Here is a 19,497-nt window from a genome sequence, read left to right on the forward strand (position 1 = left end):
AATGTAACTTCAGCTTTTTCAGTTCAGCTATACGCTGAATGAAGCACCACAGCCACATGTTGTTGTCGCGTTCGGGTTATTAACAAAGAAGCGTGCGCCTTCTAGGCCTTCAGTGTAATCAACCATGCCGCCCATTAAGTACTGTAGGCTCATTGGGTCAACAACCAGCGTTACACCGCTGTTTACAATGGTAGTGTCGCCATCATTTACTTTTTCATCAAATGTGAAGCCGTATTGGAAACCACTACAACCACCACCTGTAATGTATACACGCAGTTTTAGTTCTGGATTTTCTTCTTCAGCAATTAGCGTTTGTACGCGGGTAGCTGCTGCATCAGAAAAAGACAATGGGATATTTACTTCGCTCACGACAACCTCTCTTACCTGTGTCAAAAACAACATGATACAAATCTAATTCGAGACCATAGTTGTTGAGTATTTTCTTATATTCTGGTGATTATCTAATACCTGACTGAAACGTTCAAGTATTCACCACAGGATCGGTCCTTTTACTGTTGTAAACTCGCCAGAATCTGACAATTAAAACGTGTAACCACACAAAACAACCAGATTCGGGGGATTATATCGGCGAAAGCATTCCTAGTTGGATTCGGGATAGGTACAATGCGAGCCAATTGGTCCGACAGTCAAAAGAGGATATATCAATGACCAAATCAGCAGAACTGTATCAAAAGGCACAGCAAACTATTCCAGGTGGTGTTAACTCTCCAGTGCGCGCTTTTAACGGTGTAGGTGGTTCTCCAATCTTCGTTGAGCGAGCTGACGGCCCACTTCTTTTTGATGCTGATGGTAAAGCATATATCGATTACGTTGGCTCTTGGGGTCCAATGATCCTAGGTCACAACCACGCGGTTATCCGTGAGGCTGTTATTGATGCAGCGCAACGTGGTCTAAGTTTCGGTGCTCCAACTGAAACCGAAATCAAAATGGCTGAGCTAGTATCTGAAATGGTTCCATCAATGGAACAGCTGCGTATGGTTAGCTCAGGTACAGAAGCAACAATGAGTGCGATTCGTCTCGCTCGTGGCTTCACTGGTCGTGACAAGATCCTTAAGTTTGAAGGCTGTTACCACGGTCACGCAGACAGCCTACTTGTAAAAGCAGGCTCTGGCGCACTGACTTTAGGTCAACCAAGCTCTCCAGGTGTTCCTGCTGATTTTGCTAAGCTGACACTAACGGCAACGTTCAATAACCTAGATTCTGTACGTGAAATCTTCGCGGCAAATAAAGGCGAAATCGCATGTATCATCGTTGAGCCAGTAGCGGGCAACATGAACTGCATCCCGCCAGTAGAAGGCTTCCACGAAGGTCTTCGTGAAATCTGTGACCAAGAAGGCGCGTTGCTGATCTTTGATGAAGTAATGACAGGTTTCCGCGTTGCAGAAGGTTGTGCTCAAGCTTACTACAACATCAAACCAGACCTAACGTGTCTTGGTAAAGTGATCGGTGGCGGTATGCCAGTGGGTGCTTTTGGTGGTCGTAGAGATGTGATGCAATACATCGCACCAACAGGTCCGGTTTACCAAGCAGGTACGCTTTCTGGTAACCCTGTTGCAATGGCAGCTGGCTACGCATGTCTGAAGCTATTAAGAGAAGAAGGCAACGAGAAGCGTCTTGCTGCGAAAACTAAACAGTTAGCAAGCGGTTTCAAACATCTAGCGGATAAACACGGCATCCCAATGCTCGTGCACCAAGTTGGTGGTATGTTCGGTTTCTTCTTTACGGATCAAGAAACAGTAACGTGCTACGAAGATGTAACCAAGTGTGATGTAGAACGCTTCAAGCGCTTCTTCCACCTGATGCTAAAACACGGTGTTTACCTTGCACCATCAGCATTCGAAGCAAGCTTTACGTCTCTTGCTCACGGTTCAAAAGAGATCGATGCAACATTAGAAGCAGCCGATCGCTGTTTCGCTATTATTGCTGCAGAAAGCAACGAATCAAACAGCTAACAATTTAGCTAAGCGTTTGAATTTAGGGCTGCATTACTGCAGCCCTTTTTAGTATTTGGTTCAGTGCATTTAAGGTAAATACCTCAACGACACAAGCTAGCCCTTTACTAAAAAAGTCGTTAACGTTCCCAAAAAAGAAAAACCAGCAACATAATGGTGCCTAGAAACATTCGAAACCAAGGGATCTCTTTTTTTGTTTGCTGTTCTTCATCTTGGCATTTCTTATCTTTACCACAACATCCCATAATGCAAACTCCTCATTGCTAACTCTCTGTTTTGCAGCCATTATAAACTCAGAACGCCAATATAGAGACCATTACTGTGTCAGAAAAACTCAAAATCAATACAAGCCACTGGGTAATTATCATTGCCCTACTCGCGGCGGCTTATGCTTGTTTCTTACTTATCGAGCCTTATGTAAATTCCATAGTAATGGCATTCATCATCTCATTACTGATGTTTCCAATTCACGAATGGCTTGAAAAGAAGATACCGAATAAAGAGAACGTAGTCTCTCTACTTTCTTGTGTCATCCTCACTTTCATTATCGTCATCCCTTTACTGGCAGTATTTGCAGCCATCGTGCAGCAAGGCTCGTTATTCTCGCAAAACACTTATCAATGGGTAACACACGGCGGCATTCAAACCTTGTTTGAGCATCCTTTAGTCGTGAAAGCTTTATCGTTCGTGAACAATTATCTACCTTTTGACAATATCGAACCAAAAGCAATAGCCCAGAAAGTCGCAGAATTTGCCACCAGCTTTGGCTCAAAACTTGTGGGTATTAGCGCGAAGATCCTTGGTGATGCGACCAACTTCTTAATGGACTTTTTCTTAATGCTGTTTGTCTTGTTCTTCTTATTGAGAGATCACGACAAAATAATCAGCGTTGTTCGTCATATTTTGCCTTTATCTCGCAGCCAAGAAGACAAACTGCTAACCGAGATTGAGCAGGTTTCTAAATCAGCCGTAATGGGTTCATTTTTAACCGCAATAGCGCAAGGTTTTGCGGGTGGCTTAGGTATGTGGATTGCGGGCTTCCCTGGTCTATTCTGGGGCACTATGATGGGCTTCGCATCCTTTATTCCCGTGGTTGGTACTGCGCTTATCTGGATTCCAGCAGCCACGTACTTATTCCTAACAGGCGATACCACTTGGGCTATTTTCCTAACGGTATACTGCATTGCGATTGTGGGCTCGATTGATAACCTACTGCGCCCGCTATTAATGCAGGGCAGCGCTGGCATGAACACCCTTATGATCTTCTTCTCATTACTGGGTGGTATTCAACTGTTTGGCTTAATCGGCCTGATCTATGGTCCACTGATCTTTGCTATTACGATCGTCCTTTTCAATATTTACGATGAAGAGTTTAAAGACTTTTTGAACCAGCAAGACAAGAGTTAACCTAATCAACGTCAACTTGGTTGGCGAACGAGTATTAAACACTTCAAGCTTTGGGCGGATTATGCGAAAATCCGCCCTCATTTTTTGCTAACGATTCAATAGAGTGTCCTATGTCCGCCTACATTGCCCCAAGCCAGATTGCTCAGCGTCAACTCGCCTACTTTGAAGGCAAACATGTTTTAGTTGCTGGTGAGGCAGAAGACTTATTCCCTGTTGAGTTAGCCAAACATTGTGAATCTGTCACCGTATTTACCTCTAATTACAGCTATTACCGCCAACTGGATAACTGCAGCTCTATTCAACGTTTTTATGGTGCTGAGTTTACCGAAGAGACCAAAGCTGACTTGGTGATGCTGTATTGGCCAAAAGCAAAAGCGGAAGCTGAGTTCTTACTCGCGATGTTGTTTGCAAAATTAGGTAAAGATACTGAAATCGTTGTCGTTGGTGAAAACCGCTCAGGCGTGAAAAGCATTGAGAAGATGTTTGCCCCTTATGGCAAGGTCGTAAAATACGATTCAGCGCGCCGTTGTTCTTTCTACTGGGGTCAGTGCTTCGAGCAACCGCAAGCTTTCAACCTACAAGATTGGTTTAAAACCTACACAGTTAGTATTGACGAGCAATCACTTACCGTTAAAAGCCTTCCTGGCGTATTTAGCCACGGTGCATTCGATGTCGGTAGTCAACTTCTGCTGGATACTCTGCCAAAACTAAAAGGCAAAGTACTGGATTTTGGTTGTGGTGCAGGCGTGTTAGGTGCGGTTATGGCATCTCGTAACCCTGATATCGAGCTAGAAATGTGTGATATCAGCGCGTTCGCAGTCGCATCAAGCCAAGCAACCCTCAAAGCCAATGGTCTTACGGGCAAAGTTTTCGCTTCTGATGTTTATTCTGATACGTCTAAAGACTATCAGTTCATTATCAGTAACCCGCCTTTCCACTCAGGATTAGACACAAGCTACAGCGCAACGGAAACTCTGCTAGCGCACGCACCAAAGCACCTCAAGCGCTCTGGTGAGATGATTATTGTTGCAAACAGCTTCTTAAAATACGTACCTATTATTGAACAAGCGTTTGGAAAATGCGCGACTCTAAATAAGACCACCAAATTCGCGATATACCACGCAAACAAGTAGCCCATCTAACACAGCGCAGGGTCATATTCTGCGCTGTCTGTTCATATTTCTATCAAAACTCTATAAAAATGAGCTTTTGCACACGCTTTAAATACCACTTACTTGTCAAAGTAAAAAAACTCGTTAATTTCGTTAAATTGGAACCCATTAATTCTATTCTCTGTACTTGTTTTCGCCCCTTTTAGCAGTACATCAAAGGAAAGTAGTACCCAATTTATGTTTAGATTCTATCGAAAGCAGAAGTTTAAGCGCCTTCAAAATACCCTAATGTTGGCGTTTCTCGTCCTCAGTATTACCCCAGTGACACTTATCGCGATCTTTTTCCTCCAATCGCACAGTCAGGATCTTCAGGAACAAAGTACTTCGCACCTTGTTTCGGTCCGTGATACTAAGCAGCAGCAAATCGTCGATTACCTACAGGCGCAAGAATCACAAGTGATGGGCTTCGTTCGCTCTGAGCTAGCCAATGCCAGTGGTGGACGTTTCTACGGTTTAATCAATGCCTTTCAACGACTCGGCTTAGATATTGATGAAGCGCGCAGCAATGCTCAACAGCGCTACATTCAAGGATCAGGCGATCAAATCAAAACATCTATCCTACCTGAATCGAGTAGTTTCATTGGAAGTGAACGCTATCGCTTGCTGCATAAGCGCTACCATAACTCATACCAAGAACTGCTTAAGCGTTCAGATTTCGATGACATTTTACTGGTCGACATTAATGGCAACGTCGCTTATTCCGTATTTAAACGTGATGATTACGGTACCAACTTAGTCACAGGTAAATACAAAGATTCAAATCTAGGCCTTACCTTTCAACGACTAGCAAAAGACGTAAGAGAAAAACGTAAATCTAATGAAGACTATACGCCAGTTATCGTTTCAGACTTTAAAGACGAGAACGGTAAACAGACTGCATGGTTAGGTGCGCCAATTGTTCAACAAGGCTATCTGCACAGCTATGCCATGTTTCGACTGCCTATCAACGGCATTACCAAGCTTATTGCGGATCTAAACAAGAGCTCTAATATTCAAACACTTCTTGTTGGTAGTGACCACTTACCTCGCAGCCTAGCTCACTCTCAAGAATCGATTAACCTGAGCTTAGATGTTGTCGACAAAGCTCTGGCTGGTGAAACAGCAGTAGGCACGTTTGACAACACTCTCGATCAAGCGATCATCGCCGCTTACACCCCTATTGAATTGAAGTACGCAACTTGGGCTCTCGTCGTTGAGCTTCCAGAAAAAGAGGCGTTTGCTCGCATTCATCAATTAGAAAAGATCTTCGTGATTGTGATGCTGACAGCGATCATTCTCGTAGTCGTTGCATCGCACTACTTATCGAACTTCATCACCTCGCCATTGTTAAAGCTCACTTGGGCCGCCGAGAAGGTCTCCGCAGGCGATCTTGACGAAACGATGATCAATACCGAGCGTAAAGATGAAATAGGTCGCCTAGCGGTCAGCTTTGAAAGGATGCAGCGTTCTATTCGTGAAAAAATGCTGCTGATTAAAAGTCAAAATGATGAGTTAGAGGACAACCTCAAAACGATTCAAAAACAAAATGAAGAGTTACAGCTTGCCAATAAACTGAAAGATGAATTCTTGGCGACGACTTCGCATGAACTCAGAACCCCACTGCATGGCATGGTTGGTATTGCTGAGGCGCTGATATCTGGAGCAAACGGCCCTATTCCTGCCAACCAGAAGTACCAGTTGGATATCATCATCAATAGTGGTCAGAGATTAGCAACCTTGGTTGATGACCTGCTCGATTACCACAAGATGCGCTATGGCAGCTTAGATATTAAGAAATCAGCCGTGGATTTGTCTGCGGCCACCAGCTTAGTGCTTGAGTTATCTCATCACCTGCTAGGCAACAAACCGATCCGCATTATCAACCAAGTGCCAAGTGATTTAGGGTTAGTCTCATCTGATCCTCAACGACTGGAACAAGTGATGTATAACTTGGTCGGCAATGCTATTAAGTACACATCCGAAGGTAAAATTGTTATCTCAGCGAGTGTTATCGACGACAACATTCGAGTTCAAGTTGTCGATACCGGCCAAGGTATCCCAGCAGAGTACCTAGAACATATCTTTGAACCACTGATTCAAGCAGGACAAGACTCAAGTAACTATCGCCAAGGTGCAGGACTTGGGTTGTCCATTAGCCGCCAGCTGATTGAGCTAATGGGTGGCTCGCTGTACGTAAGTAGCCAACCTATGCTTGGGACGACCTTCAGCTTCACATTACCTTTAGCTACCCAAGAAGAATTGGATAGTTACAATGAATCAGGGAGCTACTCACACTTCCAAGCGCCTGATTTGATTGATAACACTCAGCAAGAAAATAGCGCTATCAGTGAAGACCCGAATGGCCCGCTGTTAGTCATTGCTGATGATGAGCCGGTAAACCTACGCGTGCTAGACAGCTTCTTGAAATTGGAAGGTTATCGAGTTCGCACTGCATGTGACGGCCCAGAAACCATCGAGTTGATTGAGAAAGAGAAACCAGAATTACTTCTGCTCGACATCATGATGCCAGGCATGAGCGGCTATCAGGTTTGTGAAGCACTGCGTAAGCAATACGATCATGCACAATTGCCAATCATCATGCTCACAGCTCTTAATCAAGCAGAAGACCGTGTTCGTGGCTTTGAAGCAGGTGCCAACGATTACTTGTCCAAGCCGTTTAACAAACAGGAACTGGCGGCTCGAATCACAGCGCATTTATCGGCAAGTAAGGCTGAACAGAGGCGCCTTGAGAATGACCAGCTGCAACTGGAGCTCAAACACCGAGCTATGGTTGAAGCGAACTTACTAGAAACTCAAAGACGCTTGCTAGAACAATTAGAGTCAGCACCAGAAGCCATCATCTGTATTCGGGAAGACCAACGTATTCGCTTTGCCAACGAAGCGGCTGCCAAGCTGTTTAGGCGCGGGCAAGAGCAACTTAAGCGCTCAATGGCCGATGAAATCATTGCACCTAAATACCTCAAGGTGGAGCAAGCACACTACTGTGGTGACATCGATATCTATATTGATGACACACGTCAGCGCATACCAAGTGACATTCTTAAACTACCTGAAGGCTCAGGGCTCGATACCATGTATATCTTCAATGTCGGTGGTGGCGTTAACTCAAACCGTATCAATAACCTTGAAACGGCGGTTGAGGCGCTTTCAAGCTACGCCTTTGAAGGTGATAAAGATAAACTGCAACAACTGAAAGAACTCGGTGGAGAATTCACTCGCCTTGCTGATAAGGCAACCGGTGAAGGTAAAAACAAACAAGAGCTAATGCGCGAAGTATTAGTTGAGGCGATGACCAATGCGATCATTTATTGGGAGTCAGTCACTGGTGAAACAAAGTTTGCTTTCGCAGAGAAGAGTGGCTTGTGGCGTGTTTATTTAGACCGAAGTACGCTGCAAACTCGCACCTTAGATAAATACCTACGCTTTGAAACCTTACCTAAAACGCCTCGCTGGCGAACGGTATTGAGCTCTATCGAATTCATACTTGAGCACTGTAAAGAACAAACACCAGAAAGAACTCATATTGAGATGCTAAGGGATAAACTACAGAAACTACTGACCAGCTAACCCTGAAGTAAGATCACGATACTGTAAATAATGGAGCCCACCTAGCGTGGGCTTTTTTGTGAATATCATTCACGAACAAAGCGCAATAATGTCTATTCAAACACACTTATTTCACTGTGTTAAACAAGTAAAATGACACGTTACTCAAGCTTAAACAATCATCAGTTCAATCGCTATTTGAAAGCTTATTCTTGGCTGAGTTTCACATTCCTCTGACTCTTTGTTGCAGTTTGAGAAGCGAGTCACAACAGAACGGCAGATTTAATTTTCTAGGGAAATTTAACGTAAAACTGGCAAGTGACCGAGATCTACAATTACACCAATACACGTTAAGGCCCTATAATAAAAAGCCCGAAATGTAAGTAAACACTAACAAAAAAGCGTCCTTGCAAAATCAAATGCGAGTCACATCACCTTAACAATTGCGCGCAAAAAACCACCAAACTGACCATTTTTGACGTTAATGACGTGTGGTTATGTGTTTTTAACGTTTTTGACGGGAAACGAGTTTGATTAATTCATCGATAAGGTGTTTTCTTACTCCTGCCAAAGGCCTACAGGCCACTCTTACCACTTCTCAGAAGAAGCAACAAATCTGGAGCAACGAAGAAGAGGTAGGCCTTTAACTAGAGTGTGTATCTACTAAATAATTAGCGACAGATAACATTCAATCCATTAGTGAAATGAAAGCAAATAGTAAGGAACAGCTATGCTTGCCAATATAAAAAAAACAGCAATAGCAACAGCAATTATTGCAACTGCTACAACAGGTTTTGCATCAGTAGCAACCGCTGCAGAACGCAGTGAGTTGACTATTCACCCGAAAGAGTACACTACCTTCGTACGTAACTTTAACCCGTACCTTGGTGCTACTAACCTACATACTACAACCGACTTCCTTTATGAGCCGCTAGTAGTATTTAACGAAATGCACGGTAACACTCCAGTGTTCCGTCTAGCTGAAAACTTCACAATGTCAGATGACCTGATGAGCGTAGTTTTCGACATTCGTAAGGGTGTTAAATGGTCTGACGGAGAAGCTTTCTCTGCTGATGATGTTGTTTTTTCTTTCAACCTTGTAAAAGAGAAGCCAGAGCTTGACCAATCTGGTATCAACTCTTGGGTAACTTCTGTAGAAAAACTGAACGACTACCAAGTTAAGTTCAACCTAACAGAAGCTAACTCGAACGTACCTTACGAGATTGCTAAAGTACCAGTAGTACCTAAGCACATCTGGAAAGACGTTAAAGATCCATCAACGTTTACCAATGAGAACCCAGTAGGTTCTGGTCCGTTTACAGAAATCGATACGTTTACAGCTCAGCTATACATCCAGTGTGCTAACCCGAACTACTGGGATGCAGACAACCTAGATGTTGACTGTCTACGTGTTCCACAAATTGCGAACAACGACCAGTTCCTAGGTAAAGTTGTAAACAGTGAAATGGACTGGACGTCTTCTTTCGTTCCAGATATCGATCGTACATACGCTGCAGCTAGCCCTAAACACCACTACTGGTACCCGCCAGCAGGTACACAAGCATTCATCGTTAACTTCAAGCACCCTGATGCTGCAAAGCATGAAGCATTGAGCAACGTTGAATTCCGTCGTGCTTTCTCTATGGCTCTTGACCGTCAAACTATCATCGACATCGCATTCTACGGTGGCGGTACTGTGAACGATTTCGCATCGGGTCTTGGCTACGCATTTGAAGCTTGGTCTGATGAAAAAACTCACGACAAGTACAAAGGCTTCAACACTTACAATGCTGAAGGTGCGAAGAAGCTTCTTGCTGACGCTGGCTTCAAAGATGTAAACAAAGATGGTTTTGTTGATACTCCATCTGGTAAGTCTTTCGAACTAATGATCCAATCGCCAAATGGCTGGACTGACTTCAACAACACAGTTCAACTAGCGGTAGAACAGCTAAACGAAATCGGCATTAAAGCGAAAGCTCGTACGCCTGACTTCTCTGTGTACAACCAAGCAATGCTTGAAGGTACATACGACGTAGCTTACACAAACTACTTCCACGGTGCGGATCCATACACGTACTGGAACAGTGCTTACAACTCATCACTTCAATCTGGTGATGGTATGCCTCGTTTCGCGATGCACTTCTACCAAAACGACAAGCTAGATGGTCTTCTAAACAGCTTCTACAAAACAGCTGACAAGAACGAACAGCTAGATATCGCACACGGTATTCAACAAATCATCGCTGCAGACCAAGTAACGATCCCTGTGATGTCTGGTGCTTACATGTACCAATACAACACAACTCGCTTTACTGGTTGGTGGAACGAAGAAAATCCAAAAGGCCGTCCAAACATTTGGGCTGGTATTCCAGAGCGTCTACTTCATGTACTGGACCTAAAACCAGTTAAATAAGTAATCGTTCAATCTTTGCGGCGTAACTTCTTACGCCGCTTATAAAAATCCCCACACTATCTATTGAAAGTATGGCGCTAGTCGTCAGGGGATTTTTCGTTCCAAATTTCGCTAGGAGCGACCTGAATCCAGAAACAGGGAAACAATCTGGGTGAGTAAGGTGTGAGTTATGGGTTATTTTTTAAGACGTTTGTCATTTTATTTTGTCGCGCTATTAGTTGCAGCGACGTTAAACTTTATTATTCCAAGAGCAATGCCTGGTGACCCGGTTACCATGATGTTTGCGAACGCTTCTGTACAAGTTACTCCTGAGCGTATTGCTGCAATGAAAGAACTATTAGGCTTCGTTGATGGCGGCTTACTGGTTCAATACGGCGCATACATGAAGAACATTCTAAGCTGGGAGCTTGGTACATCAATCCAGTTTTACCCACTTTCAGTAAACACACTGTTAGGTGGCGCATTCGGTTGGTCGCTTTTCTTAGCTGGCACCGCAGTTATTCTGTCTTTCTCTATTGGTTCAATCCTAGGTATTTTTGCAGCGTGGAAACGTGGCAGCAAATACGATGCCTTTGTAACTCCAGGGATGCTTATTCTACAAGCCGTACCTCAAGTTGTTATTGCCATGCTTGCGCTATTTACCTTCGCGATTGGTTTGAAGTGGTTCCCAACCGGCTACGCCTATACCGCAGGTACGATACCTGACTGGACAAGTTGGGCATTCATCAAAGATGTTGCTTACCACGCTTTCTTACCTTTGGTATGTGCTTCGGTTGTTCAAATTGGTGGCTTCCTAGTCAACATGCGTAACAACATGATCAACCTACTCGCAGAAGACTACATCACAATGGCGAAAGGCAAAGGCCTTAGCGAAAACCGAGTGGTATTCAATTACGCAGCTCGTAACGCGATGCTACCAAGTGTGACAGCCCTTTCAATGTCTTTAGGTATGGCAATCGGTGGTCAGTTAATTATCGAAATCATCTTTAACTACCCAGGTCTTGGTAGCGTACTTTTCAACGCAATTAACGCTCGTGACTACCAAGTATTACAAGGCCAACTGCTTATCATGACGCTATTCATGCTGTTCTTTAACCTAGTTGCAGACATGCTTTACGTTGTTCTTGACCCTCGTCTTCGTAAGGGTGGTAAATAATCATGAAAGATATTCTAAAACTCATTTGGCGTAACCCGATGGCCCTAACCGGTGTCATCATCCTAAGTATTTTTATTCTTGGTGCTATTGCTGCTCCATTGATCACCAAACATGTACCAGACAAGCGTACCGGTAATCCACACGAATACCCTGGCTTTGTCGTTAAATCTGCACAAACGAACCCGGATAGCTGGGTTGCTCAAAACCTAGCAGACGACCGCCGCACACTAATCATGTCTAAGAAGGCAGACCACGTACTAGGTACAACTCGTATGGGCCGTGACGTTTGGTCACAAGTGGTATACGGCGCACGTGTATCTCTGGCTGTAGGTTTTGGTGCGGGTCTTACCGTATGTTTATTAGCAACAGTTATCGGTGTTTCTGCAGGCTACTTTGGTGGCCGTGTCGATGACATTTTGACAGCCGCAATGAACATCATGCTGGTTATTCCTCAATACCCATTACTGTTCGTCGTTGCAGCCTTTATCGGTGAGGCAGGGCCACTCACCATAACCTTGGTTATCGGCTTTATGTCCTGGGCGTGGGGGGCGCGTGTTGTTCGTTCCCAAACCTTAGCACTGCGTGAAAAAGAGTTTGTAAAAGCCGCTGAAGTTCTGGGTGAATCTTCATTCCGTATCATCTTCGTAGAGATTCTGCCAAACCTTATCTCTATCGTTGGCGCGAGCTTCATTGGTTCGGTGATGTACGCAATCATGATGGAAGCTACGATTTCGTTCCTAGGTCTTGGTGACCCGAACACAATCAGCTGGGGCATCATGCTGTACAACGTTCAAACCTCTTCATCAATGCTGATTGGCGCTTGGTGGGAACTGTTGGCTCCTTGTATCGCATTGACACTACTTGTAACTGGTCTTGCTCTACTTAACTTCGCTGTCGATGAAATTGCTAACCCGCAACTGCGTTCTCACAAAGGCATGAAGCGTTGGAAGAAACTAGCAGCTCAAGACAAAGAAGAACGTGAACCAGAACTACCACCACAAAATGCACTTTGGAGCGGAGATAAATAATCATGTCTGAACCACTAATTTCTATCCGTAACTTATGTGTGGATTACATCACAGAGTCTGGCGATGTTCGCGCGTGTAATAACGTAAGTTTCGACATCGCTCCAGGTGAAGTATTTGGCCTAGCTGGTGAATCTGGTTGTGGTAAATCAACAGTCGCTTTCTCTCTTATGCGTCTGCATAAGCCGCCCGCTTACATCAGTGGTGGTGAAGTCATCTTCAATGGTGAGAACATCCTTGAATACAGTGACGAACGTATGCAGTCGTTCCGCTGGAGCGAGATGTCGATGGTATTCCAGAGTGCGATGAACGCACTCAACCCTGTACTTCCAATGGAAGAGCAGTTCTGTGACGTAATCATGCGTCACACCAACATGACTCGTGAGCAAGCTAAGCAACGCGCTGAAGGTCTACTTGAAATCGTAGATATTCACCCAAGCCGATTGAGTGACTACCCTCACCAATTCTCTGGCGGCATGCGCCAACGCTTGGTTATTGCTATCGCTTTAGCATTGAACCCAAAGTTGATCATTATGGATGAGCCAACGACCGCGCTTGATGTGGTTGTTCAACGTGAAATCCTACAAAAGATCTATGCACTGAAAGAAGAGTTTGGTTTCTCAATCCTGTTCATCACCCATGACTTGTCATTGATGGTCGAGTTCTCTGACCGTATCGGCATCATGTATTCAGGTGAGCTTATCGAGGTCGCAAACTCTCAAGATATTCTAGAAAACCCTTACCACCCTTACACAAAAGGGCTGGGGAGTTCTTTCCCGCCACTGACAGGACCAAAGACAAAACTAACGGGTATTCCGGGCAACCCTTTAAACCTGTTAGAGATCCCTGAAGGGTGTCGTTTCCAAGCTCGTTGTGACCGTGTACATGAAACTTGTACCAAGGTGCCAACCAAGCTGCGTTCAATCGAACCGGGACATTTGTCTAACTGCCACCTGTACGGTGACCCAATAGTACAAAGGAAGCTATAGCTTGCACGCTGATTCAGCGTGAATAACGAACAAGGCGGCTCGGCCGCCTAAAAACAAGCAAAGCGAATAAGGATTCTGGAGACAATTATGAGCAAAGATTTCGGTCAATTATTGGTAGAAGGCAAGAATGTTGTAAAAGACTTCCCAATAAGCAGTACCACCATTCAAACCCCAATGATGCGCGCGATTAACGACGTATCATTCAAGATGTACAAAAGCCGTGGTCTAGCTGTGGTTGGTGAGTCTGGTTCAGGCAAATCAACAACAGCAAAAATGATCGCAAAAATGTACGCGCCTTCGGGCGGCACGATCGAATACAAAGGTCGTGATATCCAAGAGATCTCAAGCAGAAAAGATCTTATGCATTACCGTGAAGGCGTGCAGATGGTATGGCAAGACCCGTTTGGTTCCCTGAACCCGACACATAACATCTTCCACCACATTGCTCGCCCATTGTTGATCCACAAAAAAGTATCTCCAGGCAACAAGAAAGAGTTACAGGAACGTGTGTACGATCTTCTAGAGCAAGTGGGCTTAGTACCGCCGCAAGCAACAGCAGAAAAATACCCTCACCAACTTTCAGGTGGTCAACGTCAACGTGTCAACCTAGCCCGTAACATCGCGGTAGGTGCAGAGGTTGTATTAGCCGATGAACCAACATCGATGCTTGATGTATCGATTCGTGCTGGTGTTTTGAACCTGATGGAAGAGATGAAGTTTGAGAAGCAAATGTCTCTGCTTTACATCACTCACGATATCGCAACGGCTCGCTACATCGCTGAAGATATTTCCGTAATGTACGTTGGGCATATGGTGGAATGGGGCGATACCGATGACGTGATTGCGAACCCTCAACATCCTTACACCCAACTGCTTGTTTCTGCGGTTCCAGATCCTAAGAAATCTATCCACGACCAACTAGCAGGTAACAAAGGCGAAATCCCTCTTTGGACACCAGTATCAGCAGGTTGCCCATTTGCAGGCCGTTGTACTCACGCAATGGACAAGTGTAAAGAGCAATTACCGGGTGTCACTCAACTCGCAGATAACCACTTTGTACGTTGTTACCTACACGAAAGCTAAGCAATAAATGCCCGTTAGGGTCTGCGGACCCTAACTATTTATCCTAAAAAATTTCAGGTACCTAGCCATAAGAAACTAGGACTTTTGGAGAACATTGATGCTGTTATTGACCAACCATATTGGCTACGAATCCACGGCTCCAAAGCAGGCTATCCTGCAAACTAAGAAAGCTCGCTTATCAAGTACGACTGCACTTTTGGTGTGTGCCGACAACCATATTACCGTGGGTAACTTCGATGTTGTAAAGCAAGGCCGCGTAGCAAATTGGCATCAAGGGCAATTCTTCACTATCGATTTCAGTTCAGTCACTGATTCTGGTCGCTACTATCTACGTTTTGACAACCTACGCTCTGAAGTCTTTGAGATTGGTAGCAACCTATTAATGAAGCACACGTTTTCTGATGTGCTTCATTACTTTAAGTCACAACGTTGTGGCGGTACTTTCGACAAAAAAGATCGACAAGCACAGATTCTAGGTACCAACCGATACGTTGATGTTCATGGCGGTTGGTACGACGCATCGGGTGATGTAAGTAAGTACTTTAGCCACCTATCTTATGGTAACTACCTCAACCCTCAACAGATTCCGATGGTTGTTTGGAACATGCTAAAAAGCGTGCGCTTAACCTGCAATAACCCAGATTTCCCTAAATTCTCCATGACCCGTTTGGCGGAAGAAGCCCTATTCGGTGCGGACTTCTTAGTGCGCATGCAAGACGCGGCTGGATACTTCTATATGACGGTATTCGATAAGTGGAGCAAAGATATCAATCAGCGCGATATCTGCGCTTATGCCACTCAAGAAGGTCATAAATCAACCGACTTGCAAGCGGGCTATCGACAAGGTGCCGGTGTTGCTATTGCTGCACTGGCCGCAGCTTCCGAGCTTGAAACCTCTGGCAGTTACTCTAGCCAAACCTACCTTGATACAGCCGCGAAAGGTTACTGGCATCTAAAAGAGTACAACCTGCAATACCTAAATGATGGTGAAGAGAACATCATCGATGAGTATTGCGCCCTACTCGCAGCCAATGAGTTGTACCGAGTAACACAAGACGAACAATACCTTTCAGAAGCAAGAACTTGGGCGACTCGTTTAATCTCTCGTCAACAATCAGATGATTCATTTGAGCACTTTTGGTCAGCTAATACTGATGGCTCTCGCCCATACTTCCACGCTGCTGAAGCTGGATTACCAGTAATTGCCCTGTGCGAATACATCGACAATGAAACCGATACAGAGCTGAAAGAACGAGCTCGCACCGTTGTTGAACAAGCATGTCAGTTCGAAATCAATATTACCGACAAAGCCATCAATCCATTTGGCTACCCAAGACAGTACGTTAAGTCTGTCGATGGTGATAAGCGCGATGCCTTCTTTGTCGCTCAACAGAACGAAACTGGCTACTGGTGGCAAGGTGAAAACGCGCGTCTTGGCTCAATTGCGACCATGGCGTACTTAGTTCAACCACACATTCAAGATGCCGATCTTCAAAAGCGCTTAATCCAGCTTTCACAAAACAGCCTTGATTGGATTTTAGGATTGAATCCTTACCACATGTGCATGCTCGATGGTCACGGTCATAACAACCCAGACTACCTACCACAGCTTGGTTTCTTCAATGCCAAAGGCGGGATCTGCAATGGCATCACAGCGGGCTTTGACGATGAACAAGACATCGCATTCAATCCACCAGCGCAAAAAGATGACATGCTCCAAAACTGGCGTTGGGGCGAACAATGGATTCCTCATGGCGCGTGGTACCTACTGGCGACAGCAGCCCAATTCAATCATTTAGCACAATGTAAGGAGCAATAATCATGACTCTTTACTACGTAGGTATTGATGGTGGAGGCACTTCTTGCCGAGCTCGAATTAGAGATGACCAAGGCAAACTGATTGGTGAAGCTAAGAGCGGCAGTGCCAACATCCTATTGGGCGTTGATGTTGCGATGAACTCTATTATTGATGCCATCACCAAAGCCGCACAACAAAGCCAACTCGACTCAAAGCATTTATCAAACATGCATGTTGGGTTAGCTCTGGCTGGCGCAGAGCAAAAATCAGCATGGATCGACTTCATGGCGCAAGCTCATCCTTTCGCAAGCATGACACTAAATACCGACGCTTACGGCGCTTGCATTGGTGCTCACAATGGCCAAGACGGTGCAATTATGATCGGGGGTACGGGTTCATGCGGTATCTACTTAAACAATGGCGAGCAACATGTTGTTGGCGGTCGTGAATTCCCAATTTCAGACCAAGGCGGCGGCGCAGTGATGGGCCTTCGTTTAATTCAGCAAGTTCTACTCGCTGAAGATGGTATTCGTAACAAAACTCCTCTGACTCAACATGTTATGAATCATTTCAATAATGATGTTGATGCGATTGTGGCGTGGTCGAAAAGGGCAATTCCAAAAGATTACGGTCAATTTTCTCCAGTCATTTTTCAATTGGCGAATGAAGGAGATGAACTGGCTATCGAGATGCTTAAGCAGACTGCAGCCGATATCGAAATGTTTGTATTAGCGCTGCATCGAAAAGGCGCTGACAAGGTGTGCTTAATGGGAAGTATCGCTGAGCGTATTCTCAACTGGCTATCGCCACCAGTACAACAATGGATCGTTGAACCTCAATTTGACGCTATTGAAGGCGCATTGATGTTTGCCGGAAAACCACAACACAACTTGTATCAACAGGCTTAGCAGGGAAGTTATATGAATTATCGCATCGACTTAGCTGTTCTTTCTGAACAAAAAAATAACTGCCGATTTGGCCTTACGGTACATAACTTAAGTGACCTCGACGTAAAAGATTGGTCACTGCACTTTGCCTTTGACCGATTCATCCTTCCTGAGAGTCTATCGCAAGGTGAACTGACTCAAGTTGGAAGCTACTGCTCGTTCAAACCAAGTTCGCCGGTGTTAAAGGCCAATAACCATTACTACCTCGAATTCAGTATTCAAAGCGCCCCATTCCGCTTCTATTCGGATGGCTTGAATGATGCCTTTATCCAATCACATCACCAAGGAGAAACGTCGGTACTGCCTGTCGCAATATCACCGATTGTTCTGGCTTCACCATATCGTGAACGCAATCAAATTCCTGAAGTGAGCGCAGCTGAAGTGGCATTGATTCCTCAGCCGAATCAGATCGAACTCAAGCAAGGTAGCTTCGCACTAAGCTGTGAACCCAAGATTGAGATTCAATCCCACCTTGCTGATAAAGCAGCGTCTTGGCTTCAACAAGAATTGCTTTCTACCTTCGAAATATCTCTTTCGAATAAGCCTTCAACTGAACTTTCAAAAGGCGAAAGCGGCGACATTCTATTTCGCAGCAATCCGACTTTAGACGAAGCCGAGTACAAGCTCACCGTCACAGCACAACAGATAATGGTTGAATCAGGCAGCCAGTCTGGCTTCACACACGCCGTGGCAAGCTTGATTCAATTGGTACAACAACTGGATGCCGAGAGCTTCTCTGTACCATGTTGCAAAATCGCCGATCAACCTCGTTTCAAGTACCGCGGTATGATGTTGGACTGCGCTCGTCACTTCCACTCGGTAGAGCAAGTGAAGCGTCTAATCAACCAATTGGCGCACTACAAGTTCAACGTATTTCATTGGCACCTAACTGACGATGAGGGTTGGAGAATTGAGATTAAGAGCCTGCCTCAGCTGACTGAAATCGGCGCTTGGCGCGGCCCTGACCATGCATTAGAGCCACAATACACGCACCTTGCTGAAAACTATGGCGGCTTCTACACGCAGCAACAAATTCGTGAAGTGATTGAATACGCAGAGCAACGCAGCATCACGGTGATCCCAGAGATCGATATCCCAGGGCACTGTCGCGCTGCGATTAAGTCACTGCCAGAGATGCTGGTAGAGCAAGCCGACACCACTCAATACAAGAGTATTCAGCACTACAACGACAACGTGCTAAACCCAGGCTTGCCAGGTACTTACCAATTCTTAGATGCGGTTATTGAAGAAGTCGCAGAGCTATTCCCTAGCGAATTGATTCACATGGGCGCAGATGAAGTACCACCGGGCGTGTGGACTAACAGCCCTGCTGCTCAAGCACTGATGAAAGAGCACCATTACCAAGACAGCAAAGACTTGCAAGGTCACCTATTCCGCTATGCCGAAAACAAACTCAAGCAGTTAGGCAAGCGCATGGTGGGCTGGGAAGAAGCACAACACGGCGACAAAGTCAGTAAAGAGACCATCATCTACTCGTGGCTCAGTGAAGAAGCAGCAGTGAATTGCGCTCGCCAAGGCTTTGATGTAGTGCTGCAACCAGCACAGTTTACCTATCTCGACATGACCCAAGATTATGCACCGGAAGAACCGGGCGTCGATTGGGCTGCCGTTATCCCATTAGAACAAGCTTATACCTACGAAGCGCTTGCTGAGATATCCGACACCGACCCAATTCGTAAGCGGATCCGCGGAATTCAGTGTGCTCTATGGTGTGAGATCGTCACCAATCAAAAGCGTATGGATTACATGGTATTTCCAAGAATTAGCGCTTTAGCTGAAGGATGTTGGACACATAAAAACAACCGAAACTGGCTAGATTACCTATCTCGCCTAAAGGGCCACCTGCCATTACTCGACAGACTCAATGTTGATTATCGCAACCCTTGGAAAGCTCAATAAGACAAAACCAAAGCGACACTCATATCGAGTGGGTGCTGACTCGAATTAAGGTGCTCAGTCAGATAAGA

Annotated in this window: 13 protein-coding genes; 12 read left to right on the forward strand and 1 reads right to left on the reverse strand. The window is 45.1% G+C overall.

Annotated elements, in window-relative coordinates; all coding sequences use genetic code 11:
- Window positions 1–27 precede the first annotated feature (27 nt).
- Entirely contained in the window at window positions 28–369 is a 342-nt protein-coding gene (erpA, locus tag QWZ07_RS19275; RefSeq protein ID WP_004734539.1) for an iron-sulfur cluster insertion protein ErpA, read from the reverse strand.
- A gap of 296 nt (window positions 370–665) precedes the next feature.
- Here erpA and hemL point away from each other — a divergent pair, with 296 nt between their 5' ends.
- From hemL to QWZ07_RS19335, 12 genes are all read left to right on the forward strand, one after another.
- Window positions 666–1,973, forward strand: coding sequence for a glutamate-1-semialdehyde 2,1-aminomutase (gene hemL / locus QWZ07_RS19280; RefSeq protein WP_017106926.1), 1,308 nt, complete (start codon window positions 666–668; stop codon window positions 1,971–1,973).
- A 321-nt stretch (window positions 1,974–2,294) separates the two neighbouring features.
- Entirely contained in the window at window positions 2,295–3,380 is a 1,086-nt protein-coding gene (locus QWZ07_RS19285) for an AI-2E family transporter (RefSeq protein WP_017106924.1), read from the forward strand.
- A gap of 110 nt (window positions 3,381–3,490) precedes the next feature.
- Window positions 3,491–4,513, forward strand: a complete 1,023-nt coding sequence (gene rsmC / locus QWZ07_RS19290) for a 16S rRNA (guanine(1207)-N(2))-methyltransferase RsmC (protein ID WP_192852285.1) — start codon at window positions 3,491–3,493, stop codon at window positions 4,511–4,513.
- Between the two features lie 216 nt (window positions 4,514–4,729).
- Window positions 4,730–8,119: a response regulator gene (locus QWZ07_RS19295; protein ID WP_192852286.1), complete on the forward strand. Its 3,390-nt coding sequence runs from the start codon at window positions 4,730–4,732 to the stop codon at window positions 8,117–8,119.
- 709 nt (window positions 8,120–8,828) lie between these two features.
- Window positions 8,829–10,511: an ABC transporter substrate-binding protein gene (locus tag QWZ07_RS19300; protein ID WP_192852287.1), complete on the forward strand. Its 1,683-nt coding sequence runs from the start codon at window positions 8,829–8,831 to the stop codon at window positions 10,509–10,511.
- 169 nt (window positions 10,512–10,680) lie between these two features.
- Window positions 10,681–11,667: an ABC transporter permease gene (locus tag QWZ07_RS19305; RefSeq protein ID WP_004734532.1), complete on the forward strand. Its 987-nt coding sequence runs from the start codon at window positions 10,681–10,683 to the stop codon at window positions 11,665–11,667.
- 2 nt (window positions 11,668–11,669) lie between these two features.
- Window positions 11,670–12,695: an ABC transporter permease gene (locus QWZ07_RS19310; protein ID WP_065102991.1), complete on the forward strand. Its 1,026-nt coding sequence runs from the start codon at window positions 11,670–11,672 to the stop codon at window positions 12,693–12,695.
- A gap of 2 nt (window positions 12,696–12,697) precedes the next feature.
- Window positions 12,698–13,681: an ABC transporter ATP-binding protein gene (locus QWZ07_RS19315; protein WP_017106919.1), complete on the forward strand. Its 984-nt coding sequence runs from the start codon at window positions 12,698–12,700 to the stop codon at window positions 13,679–13,681.
- An 87-nt stretch (window positions 13,682–13,768) separates the two neighbouring features.
- On the forward strand, window positions 13,769–14,764 hold the full coding sequence (locus QWZ07_RS19320; protein WP_017108741.1) for an ABC transporter ATP-binding protein: 996 nt from the start codon (window positions 13,769–13,771) through the stop codon (window positions 14,762–14,764).
- A gap of 97 nt (window positions 14,765–14,861) precedes the next feature.
- Window positions 14,862–16,583 (forward strand): glycoside hydrolase family 9 protein, encoded by a 1,722-nt coding sequence (locus QWZ07_RS19325; protein WP_192852288.1) that lies wholly within the window; start codon window positions 14,862–14,864, stop codon window positions 16,581–16,583.
- 2 nt (window positions 16,584–16,585) lie between these two features.
- Window positions 16,586–17,470, forward strand: coding sequence for a glucosamine kinase nucleotide-binding domain-containing protein (locus tag QWZ07_RS19330; protein WP_192852289.1), 885 nt, complete (start codon window positions 16,586–16,588; stop codon window positions 17,468–17,470).
- A gap of 12 nt (window positions 17,471–17,482) precedes the next feature.
- Window positions 17,483–19,429 (forward strand): beta-N-acetylhexosaminidase, encoded by a 1,947-nt coding sequence (locus QWZ07_RS19335; protein ID WP_192852290.1) that lies wholly within the window; start codon window positions 17,483–17,485, stop codon window positions 19,427–19,429.
- Window positions 19,430–19,497: the final 68 nt, after the last annotated feature.

Source organism: Vibrio lentus (assembly GCF_030409755.1).
GTDB classification, from domain to species: domain Bacteria; phylum Pseudomonadota; class Gammaproteobacteria; order Enterobacterales; family Vibrionaceae; genus Vibrio; species Vibrio lentus.